This window comes from Candidimonas nitroreducens (assembly GCF_002209565.1).
GTDB lineage: Bacteria > Pseudomonadota > Gammaproteobacteria > Burkholderiales > Burkholderiaceae_B > Candidimonas > Candidimonas nitroreducens.
In genome coordinates this window covers 158500-175822 of sequence record NZ_NJIH01000001.1, presented here as the reverse complement: position 1 = coordinate 175822, position 17323 = coordinate 158500, and the positions used below count along the sequence as shown (strand labels likewise).

Here is a 17323-nt window from a genome sequence, read left to right as displayed (position 1 = left end):
AAGCCAGACAGGCTGGAGTTACCGGGCCGAGCAATTGCACGGCATGGCGCCGCTTGCTACACTTTGCGCGCAACGGAGATGGCATTCCTCCTTGAACCGCCGGTACGCCGGCTGATGATGCCTACAGGTTTCCTGGCCACAGGGGCTGTGGGCGCGCATGCACACCAATCCGAACCGTGGCAGGGATCCGCACTTACAAGGATCTTGCTTCATGACCACGCTCGGGCGGCAGCTCCCTCGGCCTTTCCCCGCAACCCCGTATAGTCGTTGCGCATTTTCACGTTCGACACCCTACCCCGGCACGCAAGGTATGCTGCGCAGCGCCGGCCGGAGGCTGCCATGAACGCTGCGATCGTCGTCATCTCCATTGGCGCGGCGCTGGGCGCCCTGCTGCGCTGGGTGCTGGGCATATCGCTGAATGCACTGTGGCCCACCATCCCCCTGGGAACGCTGGTCGCCAACCTGGTGGGCGGCCTGTTGATCGGGGTCGCCAATGAATTCTTCCGCAACCACGCGGGCCTGCCGCCCGAATGGCGGCTGGCCGTGATCACCGGTTTCATGGGAGGCCTGACCACGTTCTCCACTTTCTCGCTGGAGACCGCCACCTTGATACAGGGCGGGGAGATCGGCGCAGCCGCGCTGGAGATCGGGCTGCATGTCGTAGGCTCCGTGGCGCTTACACTGCTGGGCATTTTCATCGTGCAATACGTCGCATCGCAGGCCTGAAGGGGAACGCCATGAACGGTTATCAATTGAGCTTTTTCATGCAGCAAAGCCGCAGCCACAAAGGCAAGGCCCTGCACCAATGGCTGCTGGATCTGGCGCAATCGATGCAGATCCGCGGCGCCACCCTCATCGCGGCGCAGGAAGGGCTGGGCAGCAAGCACCGCGTGCATTCCGCACGCTTCTTCGAGCTTGCCGACCAGCCGCTAGAAATCACCATGGTGGTCTCGGAAAGCGAATGCGACGCCATCATGCAGAAGCTGCAGGCCGAACCCGAGCTGCGCCTGTTCTATTCCAAGGTGCCGGTGCAGTTCGGCTTTATCGGGCAGGCCGACTGAAGGAAAAGGAACACAATACCTGCCCTGTGCCTTGCGCGCCGTCCAGAAGCATGCCGAAGCGGTGATCGGGCCCGGGCGCGGACGGGCTTGCGCCCGGGCGGCTCGAACTCCGAGGCCGCTCGAACCCTGGGCCGCAGTTCTAGCCATCGCTGCCCGTCCCGCCATTTACCGCTACGCCATTTATTGGGCTGCGGTCTTTTTAAGATGCATGTTCAGCCCGGCGCTGGTAATAACCTTTTCCCAGCGGTGTTTTTCGGAATCGACGAACTTGCGGCTGTCGTCCCTGCTTAGCACCATGGGATAAGTGCCCAGGGCCTTGAGCCGAGCGATGAAGTCGGGTTGCGCCAGGATGTTGCGCACCTCGGTGTTCATTTTTTGCAGGATCGGGGCCGGGGTGCCTTTGGGCGCGAACAAGGCGAACCATCCCAGCGAAACCAGCCCCGGCACCGCGCTTTTGGCCAGGGGAATGTTTTCGTATTCGGGGATGGGGGACTCGGATGTCACCGCCACCGGGCTGAGCCGGCCGCTTTTGATCAGCGGTACCAGCGGCGCGAAGCCGTCGATGTATAGCGTAATGTCGCCTTCTACCGCCGCCTGTATGGCCTGGCTGGTGCCGCTGAAGCTGACCTGGCGGAATTTGGTATGGGTCAGCTGCTGCAGCATTTCTATGGTGAGATTGGGCACCGAGCCGCGCGTGGGGCTGCCGATGACGATGTCCTGCCCGCTGCCGGGCTCGCCGGCCTTGACGACGTTGGCCAGCGTTCCGTATTTTTTCGCGTACTTGGTCACCAGGAGCATGGGCGTGTAGGCCACGGTGGCGGCCACTTCGGAGTCGCGCTCGATGTCGAAGTCGGCGGCCGCATAAGTGAACGGCGTGGCCACCGCGGCGGCGGCGTGGAACAGGCCGAACGTATAGCCGTCGGGCGCCGCCCGGTTCATGGCATGCATGGCCACGATGCCATTGCCTCCGGGCCGGTTTTCGACAATGACCTTTTCGTTCCAGGCCAGCGTCAGCTTCTGGGCCAGCAGACGCGCGATGATGTCGGGCGCGCTGCCTGCGATCGACGGCACCAGCATGTGCACGGGCTTGTCGGGATAGCCTGCCGCATACGCAGGCAGACCGCCTAGTGCGCAGGCAAGAATTGCCGCTCCTTTGAATATTGTCCGCCTCTTCATAGCTTCCTCCGTGGATGCGGCCGCCTATGGGCATGGCCATTGCTTGGGGCCGGCGCTTTTCAGTTGCCCGTCGCCCGCATTAATTGACTCTATCTCAATATTATAAATTTCTATTTGATATAGTGTCAATTAAATTCTGAAGCAGCCACTGCCCGCCCATGACCCGATCCCCAATGGACGCGGCAGGCATGCCGCAGGGCATGAGTCAATCGCGCGCGGGCTTGGCCTGGCGGGATTTTTTGGGACGCTCCGGGCGCCAGGACTCGAAGCCGTCGAGCAATAGCTTCAGGCCCGCACCGAAGGTGGAGGACGAATCCAGATTGGCAAAGGCGCGGCTGACATAGCGTGCCCCCGGGTATTGCTCGGCCGGCGCCGATTCCAGGCGCTGCAGGATGAAATCTTTGTGATAGGCAGGCAGCTGCCGCGCCGCCTCGGCGACGGTGGCGGACAACAAGTATTGGGCCAGCAGGTGGTATGCCAGCGCGACCTGTTCGGCGCTGAAGCCGCCTTGCATGAAGGCTGACACCACATGATTGAAAAACGCCGTGCCGTAGTCGACCTCGCCCGGCTGCACATCCTGGAACAAGCGGTAGCGGTTATGAGACGACACATAGATGCTGACACCCGGGTGATCCGCCGCCACTTCGAAGCTGACGCGCGCTATGGTCTCGATATCGTGCCGCCAGCGCCCGGTCAGGGCGGGCAGCCGGTACAGGCGCTCGCGGTAGTAGTCGTTCAGCACGCCCGACACCAGGTTGTCGCGGCCCCCCAGGTAATAATGGATGAGACCGGGTGCGACGCCGAAGTCCTTGGCCAGCTGTACCATCGAGATCTGATCCAGCGGCGTGGTTCTGGCCATCTGGATGGCATGTTCGAGGATGCGCGCGCGGCTGACGGTTGCTTCCGCATTGATGGGGGACTCGACCTTGGGAGGACGGCCGCGGCGCCTGGCCGGCGGCTTGTCCCGGGCGGAAGACGATGGCATATGCAAATACTCTGGACAGGAACCAGAATGGATCTTAAGGCCTAATTAAGGCCCTGACAAATATTGCCGCGCCGGATGCCGTATGCCCGGCCGGCAAGGTGCGCACGGAATGCCCGGGCTGCGCTCCTTATCTTTTTGATCGCGAACCCGCATCATGCGGGCAGCTCGCCATTGCCGCCTATGCCTGCCTCGGCGAACTGGCGCACCAGTTCCGGATACTGCTTGCGCAGCCGCGCGGCATCGACGCGGCCGGTGCGGGTCATGAAGCTCAGCACGAATTCGTACGGAGTATATGTGTCCATCCACTGGCGCACATTTTCGTACCAATTGAATGAGGCCTCGGATGCGCGTATGAGCTTTTGCTTTTGCGGCTTGCGGCTGCGCACGTAGCGTTGCAGTGCGGCCTGCAAATCGCCCGGGCAGGCCTGCAGCGCGTGCGCCAGCGCGATCGAGTCCTCCATGGCGATGCGAGTGCCCGAGCCTATGGAGAAATGGGCGCTGTTCAACGCGTCGCCCACCAGCACCTTGTTGCCCACATACCAGTTTTCGGCGCGCACCACCGGAAACTGGCGCCAGCTGGAGTTATTGGAAACCAGTGCATGGCCGTCCAGTTCCGGCGCATAGATTTCTTCGAACAGGCTCTTACGCGCCTCTTCGGACATGGTTTCCATGCCCAGTTCCTGCCAGCTGCGGTGGTCGCATTCGGCCACGAAGGTGCTCATGTTCTCGGAATAGGGATAGTAGTGAGCGACGAAGTATCCCCCGCGGTACTTGCGAAACACCAGGGCGGGATTGGGAAAGGCCTTGCCCACCCCATACCAGGCGAAATGATTACTCAGATAATAGCGGCTGGCCGCGAATGCCGCCAGGTGGCTTTCGCGCAAATGCGAATTGACGCCGTCGGCCCCTACGATCAGGTCGGCATCGAGGTGATCGTAGGCGGTGCAGCGGCTGTCATAAGCTACGTCTATTCCCAAGGCCTCGGCCTGCTCTTGCAATATGGACAGCAGTGCGATGCGCGGAATCGCTCCCCCGCCCTGCCCTGGCCGCTGGATGACGATGGGATGATCGCGGGTCGCCACCGTGTGCTTGCCGCTGAAGCGCATGGCCTGGATAAGCTTGCGGCAAACGTCGGGTGCAGCGGCCTGCAAATTGGCCAGCCCGGTGTCGGCCAGCACGACCCCGAAACCGAAAGTCGCGTCGCGGGGATTCTGTTCGTACACGCGAATATCGGCGGACTGCAGTCCCTGCTTGAGCAGAATGGCGAGAAACAGGCCCGAAGGGCCGGCCCCCATAATGGCTATCTTCATGCCCGCTCCTCGGCAGCAACAACCAGGGCATCCATGTCGAAGCGCTCGATCCGCCCCAGCAGGCCGCCGGTCAGCGCGCCGTACCAGACGGCCGGCTTGAATCCGAGTTCCTTGCGCTGGAACGAAATGCCAGGATCGCCATCGATGCGCACATAGCCGTCATGCGCCTGGGAAACGGCATAGCCGCTCTTGCCGCGGGCGGCCTCGACCAGGGCCGAAAACTCCGGCACATCGAGCACGTAGATCGAAGCCCGGCGCTTCGAAGCACCCGGATCGCCCAGGGCTTCGGCCTTGGCGCGCCAGACTTGTTCTATCGAGGCCAACCGAGTGCCTTCATTCTGGGCAGCTTCCAGCGCAATGGCCGCCTCCAGGGTGCGCTGGGCGTCGGTGCCGTCGCGGGGGTCGAAGGGCCGCAACTGCCAGGTGATCTCTATGGGGTAGCCGTTGGGGTCGTTGAAATAAATCGATTCGATGACTTCGTGGCGGATCTGGTAGCGCAAGGGGATGCCGACCGCCTCGACACGCCGGCGCCACTGCAGCAGCTCTTGTTCGTCGCGCACACGCCATGCGGTGTGCGTGGCGCGTTGCTGGTAGTGTTCGCGCGGTTCGAGCCACTGCGGCCGCTCGGTGCCCAGGTAATAAAAGAAGGCGATGGTGCTGTGGCTGCCGCTGTCGAAGAAAAAGTGCAGGAAATCGGCGTGGTCGTCCGGCCCCCAGCCTTTGGCGGAAATGGCGTGCACCAGGGGCAGCCCCAGCAAGTCTCGATAGAAGTGCACGGTTTCGGCCAGCTTCCAGGTGGGACGGGCGGTATGGTGCACGCCATGCAGTTGCAGCGTGGGCACTTCGACGGGGATGGGCATGGCATTGGTGTTCATGGCTTTACACTCGTGGCTGTGCCGGCAGCCCGTTCGGCTTCCAGCGTTTGATTGATGGCCTGGCGCAGCTTGACCTTGCTGAGCTTGCCCGCGGCCGACAGGGGGAACTCGGCGACGATCTCGAGACGCTCCGGCCACTTGAACTTGGCCAGGCCGGCCTCTTCCAGGTAGGCGCAAAGGCGCGGCAGATCCAGGCCGCGTTCGGGCGCGCGCAAGATCACGAAAGCGCACACCTTCTCGCCGTAGACCTTGTCGGGCATGGCCACGACCGCACTGATCAGTACATCGGGATGCAGGTTGATGACGTTCTCGACCTCTTCGGCATTGATCTTCTCGCCGCCGCGATCCACTACGTCCTTGATGCGCCCGCAGAAGAAGTAGTAGCGCTTGCCGTCGATGATCCGCGACATCATCAGGTCGCCCGAGCGATAAAAGCCGTCATCCGTGTAGCGGCCGGCGTCTTCTTTTTCCGACTTGTAGTAGCCGCGTATGGTGTAGGGGCCGCGGAACAGCGCCTCGCCGGCGACGCCGTCGGGCACCTCGTCCTGCGTACCCGGCACGACCAGGCGAACCTCGTCGTGCTCGGAGACCGGCCGGCCCACGGAAGTGTTCAACACTTCGTCGCAGTCGCCGGCGCGGGCGAACATGATGACGCCCTCGGTCATGCCGAAAATGTGATACGTAGGAGACCCGGTCGCGCGCCGTATGCCCGCCGCGTTGCGCGGCCCTATGAAGCGGCGCCGGGCGCGCACCGACTCGTCGGCCAGCAGTAGCTCGGGCGCGATGCGGGTCAGGATGGGCCCGGCGACGCCGAACCACGTAGGCTGGTAATCGCGCACCAGCTGGCGCAGCGACTGCTCGCCCAGATCCGTGGCCACCGTCACGCAAGCCCCTGTCAGCAGGAACGGCCCGAAGAAACAACCCATGTTCAGGTTGTGCATGTAGGGTGTGGGAAAGAACAGCACGTCTTCGGACGTATAACCGTTCCAGCGCGCCACCGCACGCATGTTGTACAGATATTCATTGTGGAAGCGTGGGATGATCTTCGGCACGCCCGTGGTTCCGCCCGAGAGCTGGAACACCGCGACCTGGAAAGGATCCACCTCTACATCCGCCAACAGCTCGCGGGCACGCTGCAAGGGCATGGATGCGATCAGGCCGGCCAGCGACACCGCCTTGCCCCGCTGGGCGCCGCGCGCCTGGACGACGAATTCCAGGCTCGGCACTTCGTCCTGCATTGCCACGGCAAAAGCGACGTCGTCGAACTTCGGATCGTCGCCCATTACCAGGTGCATGCGCGCTTCGGCCAGCTTGCCCAGATAGCCGATTTCGTGCTTGCGGTAAGCATGCAGGGCGCAGACCGGTATGATGGCCGCCTTCAGGCAGGCGTAGAAAGCCAATAGCAGCTCATTGCAGTTGCCGCATTGGAAGATGGCCCGATCCAGGGGCCGCAGGCCCAGCTGCAGCAGCGCCGCGGCCAGGCGCTCGCTGCGCTCGTCGAAATCTTGATAGCTGAGTTCTGCTTCGGGGCCCGCCAAGGCGATGCGTCCGGCATGGGCGGCGCACGACTGGCGCAGCGCCCCTGCGAGCGTCTCGCGCGTGAGCACCCCCTTTTCGACGTAGTCCTGCAGGCGCGGCAGATCGGGGTAGCGTACGCCCTCCAGCAGCACCTTGGGGCGCAGCGTTTCCGGTTTCATTGCGATTCCCGGCATGTCAAAGACCTTCCAGCCATTGCACGATCCGGCGTCCGGCGATGCGCTGGCCCGGCTCTTCCTCGCGGCTCAGCGCCATGCCATGGTGGTTGCCGCGCACGCGCACGTGCTGCTTGTCCTGGCTGCCTATGGAGGCGTAGATGGCGGCGATATCGTCCGGGAAGGTGCACTGGTCGCCGGTGTATTCGAGCAGCAGCACGGGCTGGCGTATGGCGCCCACGGTCTTTTCCAGCGATGCGTTGGAAGACAGGCCCGACCAGGTCGACAACCAGGACTCGGGCGTCACCACCCGTGCGAAACCCACGCTGCCCCAGTTCGACACGAACGGATCCTTGCCCCACAACGAGCCCGTCTTGCGATCCGAAGGGTCTAGCGTAATGTCCCAGGCGCGCAGATCGGCATCGGTGCGCCAGACCTGGAAAATAGGCGCATGCGCGGCAACACGCCGTTCCAGCGCGCTGGCAGTGCCGGCCTTGACCTTGCGGCGGGCCTCTTGCCGGGCTTGTATCAGATTGCGGGCATGCCGGTCTATGCGCGACACCCGCTCGCGCTGCGCCGCCCTGTAGCGCGTCACGAATGCCGGCTCGTAGCGGGCGCTGCACGTGGCGGGGTCGAAACCGTTGGCCTCGGAAAACGGATCCAGGGCCGGGTCGGTCTGCATCGGGTCGTTTTCATCGGCGACCGAAGGGTCGAGGCCGGACATCAGCAGCCTGCCCTGCCCTGGATGGGGCGATATCAGTATCATGCCGTCGACCTCCGGCATGGAGGCCTCGCGCAGCCGCGTGGGGCGGCCCGCGGGGGTCGAGGCGATGCGCTGCCCGGCGGGCACCAGCGACTGCTGGTTGTAGAAAGTGTACAGGCCGGCCCCGCCCGAGTTGCCGAGCAACACGATTTTCTCGTAGCCCAGTGTACGCAAGTGGGCCATGCCGGCCGCCACATCGAGCAAGGCGATTTCGTGTTCGAGCCGCAGATCGTTGCCGATGGAGCGCGGCCCCTGCACCCAGCAGGCATAGCCCGCGTCCAGCACCCACGGCACCATGTAATGCGTAACCGCCATTTCGCGCGGATGCATGATGGACACCACCTTGCGCTCTTTGCCGCTGGCGGTGAACAAGAAGCCCAGCGTGCGCTGGCCGTCTGCCGTGCCCAGGGCATAGGGAACCACCTGGTAGGGCCGCTGCATCAATTGCGCGTCCCAGGAAGCGCCGCGCATGCCTGCCGTGGCGCCCGAGCGAGTGGCTGTCTCCACTGCTTTCTCCTAAAAATTGAATCTATGTCAAATATAGTATTTTTTATTTGATAGTATGTCAATTAATTTTGGAGGAAGCCTGGAAAAGAACGCGGGCAGGGTCGACCGGCGCCGGAAGCCGCGCTCATCGGCAAGCACCGCCAAGCTCTCGCCAACCTTTCGTCAACTTCCGCCCAGCACCGGCGAACGCCGGCCTATGCGGGCGTCAGGCCGACTTGCGCGGCGCCCGCTTGCGGGCTGCGGTGCTCATGGCCTGCAGCTCGGCGGCCAGAACCACGGCCTGGTTGTGCTCGGTATCTTTGGCGGCGTACAGCAAGGTGATCGCCTGCTTGCCGGCGGCGGCCAGCAGCTCGCGCATGCGCTCCTGCTGCTCGGGCGCGCGCAGTTCGGAGCGGTAGCTGTCCTTGAATTGCTCCCAGTTTTCCACCTTGTGGCCAAACCAAGTGCGCAGCTCGGCACTGGGCGCCAGATCCTTGTACCAGGCATCGAACTTGAAGGTTTCTTTGGACAGGCCGCGCGGCCACAGCCTGTCGACAAATGCCCGATAGCCGTCGGACGGCTGGGCTTCTTCGTAAGCGCGCTTGATCTGTATGCGGATCGTCATGGTGGGGTCTCGACTTATGGCCTGTACGCATTGCAGGATGAAGAACCCGGCGAGCCATGGCACGCCGGCCGGCGCCTGGCGCTGGATCTGGCGCCAGGCCGGTTGCCAGATCGGGCGGACATAAGCGCGAGGCCCCGTACGACCGGTGTGGCCGGCACGGGGCCTGCCCGTGAAAATCAAGAATGAGTCATGTCCATCGGCACGATCCATTCGTCGTACTGTTCAGCCGTGACGTAGCCCAGGGCCAGTGCTGCGCTGCGCAGGGTGGTCTGTTCGTGCTGAGCCTTCTTGGCGATGGCGGCCGCCTTGTCGTAGCCGATGTGGCGGTTCAGCGCGGTGACCAGCATCAGGTTCTTTTCCAGATTGGCGGCAATGCGATCCAGGTTGGGTTCGATGCCCACCGCGCAGTGGTCGTTGAAGGCGCGGCAGGAGTCGCCCAGCAACTGTATGCTTTCCAGTACGTTGTGCACCATCACGGGCTTGTATACGTTGAGCTGGAAATTGCCCTGGCTGCCGGCGAACGCCGTGGCGGCGTCGTTGCCGTACACCTGCACGCAAACCATGGTCATGGCTTCGCATTGCGTGGGGTTGACCTTGCCGGGCATGATGGAAGAACCGGGCTCGTTGTCGGGGATGTGCAGTTCGCCTATGCCGCAGCGCGGGCCGCTGGCCAGCCAGCGCACGTCGTTGGCGATCTTCATGAGCGCGCCGGCCAGGGTGCGCAGCGCGCCCGACAGGTTCACCAGGGCGTCGTGCGCCGACAATGCGAAGAACTTGTTCCTGGCGGAACGGAACGGCAGGCCGGTGATCTCGGCGATGTGCGCCGCGGCGGTGTCGCCGAAGCGCGGATGGGCATTCAGGCCGGTGCCGACCGCCGTGCCGCCTATGGCCAGGTCGTAAATGCCGGGCAGCGCCGCGCGCAGCGCTTCCAGGCCGAACTCGAGCTGCGCCACCCAGCCGCCGATTTCCTGGCCCAGCGTGATGGGCGTGGCGTCCTGCAGGTGGGTGCGGCCGGTCTTGACGACGTCCTTGTACTGTTCGGACTTGGCCGCCAGGGTGTCGCGCAGCAGCTCGACGGCGGGAAACAGGTGGCGCTGCAGTTCGCGGCCCACGGCGATGTGCATGGCCGTGGGGAAGGTATCGTTGGACGACTGCCCGCGATTCACATGGTCATTGGGGTGTACCGGCGCCTTGCTGCCCATGACCCCGCCCGCCAGTTCGATGGCGCGGTTGGCAATGACCTCGTTGGCGTTCATGTTCGACTGGGTGCCGGAACCCGTCTGGAACACCACCAGGGGAAACTCTTCGTTGCGCTCGCCGCGGATGACTTCGTCGGCGGCGCGCACGATCAGGTCGGCAATGTTCTGCGGCAGTTCGCCCAGCTCGGCATTGGCCTGCGCCGCCGATTTCTTCAGGATGCCCAGGGCCTCGATGATGGGCGCCTGCCACTTGAAACGCGCCACGCCTATGGGGAAGTTTTGTATCGAACGCTGCGTCTGCGCGCCCCAGTAATGGTCTGCGGGTACCTCGATGGAGCCCATCGAATCTTTTTCCACGCGGGTTGTAGCCATTGTGCAACTCCTTGATCGCTATATCTATATGCTTGCGGGCGCCGCCATGCGCGCCCTGTTTCTATGTATACAGGAACCAGAATATACATCCGGATGCCCTCGGGATCCGGGCCGGCACCAGCAGCCGGCGCCCTGGGCCGGGCACCGGCCAAGCCGGGCAAGGAGCGCGGGACAGCGCCCTGCCCCAGTTCCTGCGCTCGCCACGCCGTCAGCCACGCCGTCAGCCATGCCGTAGTGCCGCCTCGGGCGCCTCTTCGGCGTGTGGCGCGAACAGCGCCGACCAGGCCTGCACGGCATCGAGCAGCCGGCACGCGAAGCCCCATTCGTTGTCGAACCAGATGAAGATATTGGCCAGGCGCGGCCCGTTCATGCGCGTCTGGCTGCCGTCGACGACGACGGAATGCGGGTCGTGGTTGAAGTCCACCGAGGCATGCGGCGCGTCGGAATACGCCTGCAGGCGCGGCTGGCGCTGCGCCGCCGTGCGCAGCAGCGCATGCAGCCGTTCGCCATCGGCGTCGCTCGACAGCTGCGCCATGATGTCGATGGCCGACACGTTCAGCGTGGGTACGCGGATGGCCTTGGCCTGCACCTTGCCGGCCAGCGCCGGCAGGAAGCGCTCTACCCCTTGGGCCAGGCCCGTGGCCACCGGGACGATGGACTGCATGGCCGAACGGGTGCGCCGCAGGTCGGAATGATGATAGCCGTCTATCAGGGGCTGGTCGTTCATGACCGAATGCAGTGTGGTGAGGAACGCGTGTTCGACGCCAAAAGCCTGCTGCAGTTGGTTTAGCACCGGCACCACGGCATTGGTGGTGCAGGACGCGTTGGAAACCAGGCGTTCTTCGCCGGTAAGCGCGTGCTGGTTGATGCCGTAGATCAGGGTGAAATCAATATCGCGCGCGCTGCGGCCCGGATGCGAGAGCAGCAGCCGCGGGCAGCCGGCCGCCAGGAAGCGTTCCAGCTCGGCGCGCGTGCCGTAGCGGCCGGAACACTCCACCAGAATATCGATATCCAGCGCCGCCCAGTCGACACCTTCCGGCTCGCGGGCATGGCTGACGTGTATCGGCACACCATCTATTACCAGGCCTTCGTCGCGCTGCTGCACGTCTCCGGGGAAGATGCCGTGGGTGGAGTCGAAGCGCGTGAGGTACGCCATGGAGTCGAGGTCGGCCGGCTCGTTGATGGCGACGACCTGGAACGAGTGGCGCAGCGGCGATTCGTGCAGCGCGCGCAGGAAACAACGGCCTATGCGGCCGTAGCCGTTGATTGCAAGGCGTATGGGATGAGGCATGTGAGGGTGTTCCGGAAATGACGATTCAGGCGCGGCGCCCACACGCACGCTGCGCCGCCGGCACGCAACGCGCCGCAGGCCGCGGCACTAGTGTCACTGTACTACTTTCCGCAAGGGCTCGAAGGCGTCAGGACGCCTTGGCGCGCCAGGCGCGGACGATATCGCCGGCACGCTGCCGCAGCAATTGCGGGGCCTCGCGGCAGGCCTGTTCCAGCGTGATAGGCCCCGGGGCCAGGCTGAAGGCGGCGGTGATGCCGGCGGCGTACACGGCCTCGTAGCCCGGCCCCAGCGATCCGGCCAAGGCGAATACCGGGATGCCCAGGCGCTGCGCGTAGCGCGCCACCCCCACGGGCGTCTTGCCATGCGGCGTCTGGGCATCCATGCGGCCCTCGCCGGTGAAGACCAGGTCGGCGCCCTGCAAGGCAGCGGGCAGGCCAGCCAGCTCGGCCACCAGTTCGGCGCCGGGCCGAAAGCTCGCGCCCAGGAACTGCTTGATCGCGTAGCCCAGGCCACCGGCTGCGCCGGCGCCCGGCGTCTGGCGTTCGTCCTTGCCCATTAGCGCGGCGCAGACATCGGCGAAATGCGCCAGCGCCGCGTCGAGTTCCGCCACCTGCCGCGCATCGGCGCCCTTCTGCGGGCCGAATACGGCCGAGGCGCCTTGCGGGCCGCACAAGGGGTTGTCGACGTCCATGGCCACTTCGAAGCGGGTGTCGGCCACGCGCGGATCCAGTCCGTCCGCCGACAGCGCATGCAGGCTCCGCAAGGCCGCGCCGCCGGGCGGCAGCTCTTGCCCCTGGGCGTCCAGCAGCCGCAGGCCCAGCGCCTGCAGCATGCCCGCGCCGCCGTCGTTGCAGGCGCTGCCGCCCAGGCCGATGGTAATGCGCCGGGCTCCGGCCTGCAGCGCCTGCAGGATGAGCTGCCCGACGCCATAGCTGGTGGCGCGCAAAGGATTGCGCAGGTTCGGCGCAATCTGCTCGAGCCCGGCTGCGGCGGCAATTTCTATAAAGGCCGCATCATCGGGCAGCAAGGCCCACTCGGCCTCGTGGTCGCGGCCGTTGGCATCGCGCACCACGGCCTTGCGCAATTCGGCGCGGGTCGCGGCAGCCACCGCCGCCAAAGAACCCTCGCCGCCATCAGCCATGGGCACGCACACGGTCTGGGCCTGCGGCAGCACATCGAGTACACCGGCCTCGATGGCGCGCGCCACCTCGGCCGCGCTCAGGCTTTCCTTGTATGAATCGGGGGCTATGACGATACGCATGTTCTATATACCCACCGCAACCGCATTGCGCGGCTCGCCGCGGCAGTATGCCTCGATATTGTCGACGAGCTGGTCGGCCAGCGCCTGCACCGCCTCGTCGCTGGCCCAGGCCACATGCGGGGTAAGGATGAAATTAGGCAGATCCAGCAGACGCATGAGGATGCTGTCGGCGGCGGGAGGCTCGGGGCTGGCCACGTCGAAACCCGCGCCCGCCAATTGGCCGCCGCGCAGGGCGCGTTCCAGCGCCGCTTCATCGACCAGGCCGCCGCGCGCGGTGTTCACCAGCAGCGGCCGGCGCCGCATGCGGGCGAATTCCGCCGCGCCGATCAGGCCGCGCGTCTGCTCGTTGAGCGGGCAATGCAGGCTGATGACGTCGCTTTGTTCCAGCACTTGCTCGAACGTCGTATACGGCGCCGCGGGCTGCGCCTGGCCCTTGCGGCCCGCGAACAGCACCCGCATGCCCAGCGCACGGCCGATGCCTGCGACGGCCTGGCCCAGGACGCCCGAGCCTATCAGCCCGAGCGTGGAGCCGGCCAGGTCGCGGATGGGATAGTCGAAATAGCAGAACTGGGCCGCCTGCTGCCAGCGGCCCGCCTTGACCGAATCGCGATAGGCGACGATGCTGCGCCGCAGGGCGAAAATCAGCGCGAAAGTATGTTCGGGCACGGTATGCACGGCATAGCCGCGTATATTGGACACCACGATGCCCCGCTGCGCACAAGCGCGCAGGTCGACCATGTCGGTGCCGGTGGCGGCCACGGCGATCATTTTCAGGTTCGGCGCCTGCGCCAGCGCTTCGGCCGGCAACGGCGCCTTGTTGCTGATGACTATGTCCGCCGCAGCGATGCGGGCCGCCACCTCGCCTTTGCCGGTGCGCGCATGTACTGTCAGCTCGTGCGGAAAAGACAGCGGGCGCAGCACCGTCTGCGGTGAAATCGTGTCGCGATCCAGAAAGACGACACGCAATGGGCGAGCAGTCATGGGGTTCCAGTAAGGATGAGAGGCAATGGAGGCGGCCTCGAACCGGGCAGCGTGGCTCGGGCCGGCAGAGTCACCGAGTATATAAAACAAATGGCCGCGGCGGAAAAACCGACCAGCAGCGTGCCCGCGCATGGCAATGTCCGCAGCCCCATCGGCCAGACGAAGGAACCCGCTCTCGCGCAGCCGGACTGCATCCGGGATATAGTTGACCTGAAGCACGGCGCGCTGTATGCGGCGCGCCCGCATATCAGCGATCAACTACGGATACACCATGCTGCCGACCCAGTTATTCAAGCCGCCGTTCCGTCTATCCGCCATGCCGGATGCCCCGGCCGCCGCTACGGAACCGCCACCGCGCTATCCCATCGAAGACTTCTTCCGCAACCCCGAGCGCGGCTTTTTCCGGCTGTCGGAAGACGGCGCCACGCTGGCGTTCATGGAGCCTGTGTCCATAGACGGGCAGCCGACGCGCATGAATATATTCGTGCAGGCGCTGGAAGGCAGCCGGCCGGTGGGCACGGCGCGGCGGCTGACTTCGGAAACGCTGCGCGACATAGGCCAGTTCTTCTGGAAGGGTTCGCACACCATTCTGTACGCCAAGGATTTCAACGGCGACGAGAACTTCCACGTGCTGGCGGTGGACGTCGCCAGTGGCGCCGTCACCGACCTCACACCCTTCGAGGGCGTGCGCGCCGGCGTCGAGGACGACCTGCCGGACGACCCGCAGCACATACTCATAGGCCACAACGGCCGCAACCCCGAGGTCTTCGACGTTTATCGCGCCGACATCCGCAGCGGCGCACTGGAGCGGGTGGCCGAGAACCCGGGCAATATCGTCGGCTGGCAGACCGACCACGCCGGGCGGGTGCGCGTGGCGCTGGCCAGCGACGGCCTGCGCACCACGGTGCTGTACCGGGAAAACGAAAGCGACGCCTTCACGGCGATTATCGATACCGACTTCCGTACCACCGTCAGCCCCATGTTCTTCGATTTCGACGATCGTTCGCTGTATGCGCTGAGCAACCGCGGGCGCGACCTGCTGGCACTGGTGCGCATCGACCCGCGGGCGCCCGACGCAGAACACACGGTGTACAGCACCGACAGCGTCGACCTGGACGGCGCGTCTTACTCGCGGCTGCGCAAGGTGCTGACGGCGGCCGCCTACCAGACCGACAAGCCGCAATACCATTTTTTCGACATGCTCAGCGAAAAGCGCTACGCGCAGGTGCGCGCCCTGCTGCCCGGCTACGAGGTCGCATTCCAGGACGCCACGCGCGACGAAACCAAGTTCATCGTCGCGGCCTACAACGACCGCACGCCCGGCAGCCGCTACATCTTCGACGCCGACAGCGGCACGGTCAGCAAGCTGGGCGACATCAACCCCCACCTGCGCGAACAGGACATGGCGCAGGTGCGCCCCATCAAGTACCGCAGCCGCGACGGCCTGTGGATCCACGGCTACCTGACCTTGCCGCCGGGGCGCCCCGCGCAGGCCCTGCCCTGCGTGGTCAACCCGCATGGCGGCCCCTGGGCGCGCGACGGCTGGGGCTTCAACCCGGAAGCCCAGTTCCTGGCCAACCGCGGCTACTGCGTGCTGCAAATGAATTTCCGCGGCTCCACCGGCTACGGCCGGCGCTTCTGGGAAGCCAGCTTCGGCCAGTGGGGCCTGGCGATGCAAGACGACATCACCGACGGCGTGCAATGGCTGGTCGACGAAGGCATCGCCGACCCGGCGCGCATTGCCATCTATGGCGGCAGCTACGGCGGCTACGCCACGCTGGCCGGCATCACCTACACCCCCGATCTGTACGCCGCGGCGGTGGACTATGTGGGCGTGTCGAACCTGCTGACCTTCCTGAACACCATCCCGCCATACTGGAAGCCCATGCTGGAAAAAATGCACAGCATGGTGGGCGACCCGGAACGCGACCGCGAGCGCCTGGAAGCTACGTCGCCGGCGCTGAATGCCGGCAAGATCCGCACGCCGCTGCTGATCGCCCAGGGCGCGCACGACCCGCGCGTAAACAAGGACGAAAGCGACCAGATGGTGGCGGCGCTGCGCTCGCGCGGCGTCGAGGTGGAATACATCGTCAAGGACAACGAAGGGCACGGCTTCCACAACGACGAGAACAAGTTCGAGTTCTACGGCCGCATGGAAAAGTTCCTGGATCTGCACCTGCGCCCCGACGGCGCCGAAGGCGAGTCCTGATCGCAAGCCCTGCCGCCCCGCCCGAACGTCACCGGCCGGGGCGCCACGCAAAGACAAGACCGCCGCGGCCGGCAGGCCGTAGCGTTTGACAACACTGATAAGATAATCGGTGGCTGGCGTACGCCGTACACCGGCCACCCGGATTCCAGCATCACCCCTCTGCACATACCCGATAGCGTTTTTGATACGAAGGAGGACGCGGAACAGGGCCACGACATCGAGCGTGGCGCGCTATCCCTCTCCGGCGCAACAGCCCGGAGCCTTCCGCGCATGCATATGAAACTGTATTACCTGCCCGGCGCCTGCCCGCTCGCCACCCAGATCGTCCTGGAATGGACCGGCACCCCTTACGAACTGCAGGCCGTCAGCCGCAGCGAAATCAAAGAGCCCGCCTACCTGGCCCTGAACCCCCTGGGCTCGGTACCGGTATTGGTGGACGGCGACTTCGTGTTGACGCAAAGCGCGGCTACGCTGGAATACGTGGCGGAACTCAATCCCAAGGCCGACCTGGTCGGCCAGACCCCGCGCCAGCGCGCCGAGACTCGCCGCTGGCTGGGCTTCTGCAATTCCGACCTGCATCGCACCTTCAGCCTGGTATTCGGGCCGGGGGCCTACGTCAGCAGCGAAGCGGGCCAGAAAGAACTGGCCGAGAAGGCCGCCGCGCGCGTAGTGTTCCTGTTCGGCGTGGCCGACAAGCACCTGGCCGGCAGGAACTGGCTGGGCGACCAGCGTTCGGTCGCCGACCCCTATCTGTACACCATTACACGCTGGGCCAAGGCCAAGCAGCTGGATATCGGCGGCATGGCGAACCTGCAGGCCCACTACGAGCGCATGCATGCCGACGCCGGCGTGCAGGCAGCCCTCAAGAAACAGGGCCTGGAATAGCCGCGCGCAACGCGGCGGCTGCCTGCCGGGCCGCGGCATGAGCCCGGCCGGTGGCCAAGAACCTGCATTGATTGTGCGGCAATACGGAGGCACACTCCGCCTGCCGAAGCAGCCGCACACAGCGGCTGCCTTCAAGCCTCCAGGCAGGCGCGC

15 protein-coding genes and 1 riboswitch are annotated in these 17323 nt (G+C 65.0%); of the genes, 4 read left to right on the top strand and 11 right to left on the bottom strand.

All coding sequences use genetic code 11. The features are described from left to right. Positions 1-65: 65 nt before the first annotated feature. A riboswitch (Fluoride riboswitch) is annotated at positions 66-131 on the top strand. A 208-nt stretch (positions 132-339) separates the two neighbouring features. Both crcB and CEY11_RS00800 read left to right on the top strand, forming a co-directional pair. Continuing rightward, complete coding sequence (gene crcB / locus CEY11_RS00805; RefSeq protein WP_088601439.1) at positions 340-726, top strand: fluoride efflux transporter CrcB; 387 nt, start codon at positions 340-342, stop codon at positions 724-726. 11 nt (positions 727-737) lie between these two features. After that, entirely contained in the window at positions 738-1061 is a 324-nt protein-coding gene (locus tag CEY11_RS00800) for a DUF190 domain-containing protein (RefSeq protein WP_088601438.1), read from the top strand. Positions 1062-1241: 180 nt separating this feature from the next. Here the strand turns inward: CEY11_RS00800 and CEY11_RS00795 are convergent, their stop codons facing one another. The 11 genes from CEY11_RS00795 to CEY11_RS00745 all read right to left on the bottom strand — a co-directional run bounded on the left by CEY11_RS00795 (position 1242) and on the right by CEY11_RS00745 (position 14076). After that, positions 1242-2237, bottom strand: a complete 996-nt coding sequence (locus CEY11_RS00795; protein WP_088601437.1) for a Bug family tripartite tricarboxylate transporter substrate binding protein — start codon at positions 2235-2237, stop codon at positions 1242-1244. 205 nt (positions 2238-2442) lie between these two features. Next, the gene (locus CEY11_RS00790) at positions 2443-3222 is read right to left on the bottom strand and encodes a TetR/AcrR family transcriptional regulator (RefSeq protein ID WP_088601436.1); all 780 of its coding nucleotides are present in this window, start codon (positions 3220-3222) and stop codon (positions 2443-2445) included. Between the two features lie 152 nt (positions 3223-3374). Further along, complete coding sequence (locus CEY11_RS00785; protein WP_088601435.1) at positions 3375-4532, bottom strand: FAD-dependent monooxygenase; 1158 nt, start codon at positions 4530-4532, stop codon at positions 3375-3377. After that, positions 4529-5407: a VOC family protein gene (locus CEY11_RS00780; protein ID WP_088601434.1), complete on the bottom strand. Its 879-nt coding sequence runs from the start codon at positions 5405-5407 to the stop codon at positions 4529-4531. Before CEY11_RS00780 ends, CEY11_RS00785 begins: the two co-directional genes overlap by 4 nt. Beyond that, positions 5404-7104: an AMP-binding protein gene (locus CEY11_RS00775; protein ID WP_088601576.1), complete on the bottom strand. Its 1701-nt coding sequence runs from the start codon at positions 7102-7104 to the stop codon at positions 5404-5406. Before CEY11_RS00775 ends, CEY11_RS00780 begins: the two co-directional genes overlap by 4 nt. A gap of 16 nt (positions 7105-7120) precedes the next feature. Beyond that, positions 7121-8302, bottom strand: a complete 1182-nt coding sequence (locus CEY11_RS00770) for an alpha/beta fold hydrolase (protein WP_088601575.1) — start codon at positions 8300-8302, stop codon at positions 7121-7123. Between the two features lie 271 nt (positions 8303-8573). After that, positions 8574-9035 (bottom strand): DUF488 domain-containing protein, encoded by a 462-nt coding sequence (locus CEY11_RS00765; RefSeq protein WP_408608090.1) that lies wholly within the window; start codon positions 9033-9035, stop codon positions 8574-8576. A 113-nt stretch (positions 9036-9148) separates the two neighbouring features. Beyond that, entirely contained in the window at positions 9149-10543 is a 1395-nt protein-coding gene (fumC, locus tag CEY11_RS00760) for a class II fumarate hydratase (protein WP_088601433.1), read from the bottom strand. Positions 10544-10763: 220 nt separating this feature from the next. Beyond that, positions 10764-11834, bottom strand: coding sequence for a type I glyceraldehyde-3-phosphate dehydrogenase (locus tag CEY11_RS00755; protein ID WP_088601432.1), 1071 nt, complete (start codon positions 11832-11834; stop codon positions 10764-10766). A gap of 127 nt (positions 11835-11961) precedes the next feature. Next, a complete protein-coding gene (locus CEY11_RS00750) occupies positions 11962-13095 on the bottom strand; it encodes a glycerate kinase (protein WP_088601431.1) in 1134 nt (377 codons plus the stop codon). 3 nt (positions 13096-13098) lie between these two features. After that, positions 13099-14076, bottom strand: coding sequence for a D-2-hydroxyacid dehydrogenase (locus CEY11_RS00745; protein WP_088601430.1), 978 nt, complete (start codon positions 14074-14076; stop codon positions 13099-13101). Between the two features lie 316 nt (positions 14077-14392). Between CEY11_RS00745 and CEY11_RS00740 the strand changes: the two genes are divergently transcribed. Both CEY11_RS00740 and CEY11_RS00735 read left to right on the top strand, forming a co-directional pair. Further along, a complete protein-coding gene (locus CEY11_RS00740; RefSeq protein WP_088601573.1) occupies positions 14393-16285 on the top strand; it encodes an alpha/beta hydrolase family protein in 1893 nt (630 codons plus the stop codon). Positions 16286-16561: 276 nt separating this feature from the next. Further along, the gene (locus tag CEY11_RS00735; protein WP_088601572.1) at positions 16562-17170 is read left to right on the top strand and encodes a glutathione S-transferase family protein; all 609 of its coding nucleotides are present in this window, start codon (positions 16562-16564) and stop codon (positions 17168-17170) included. Positions 17171-17323: the final 153 nt, after the last annotated feature.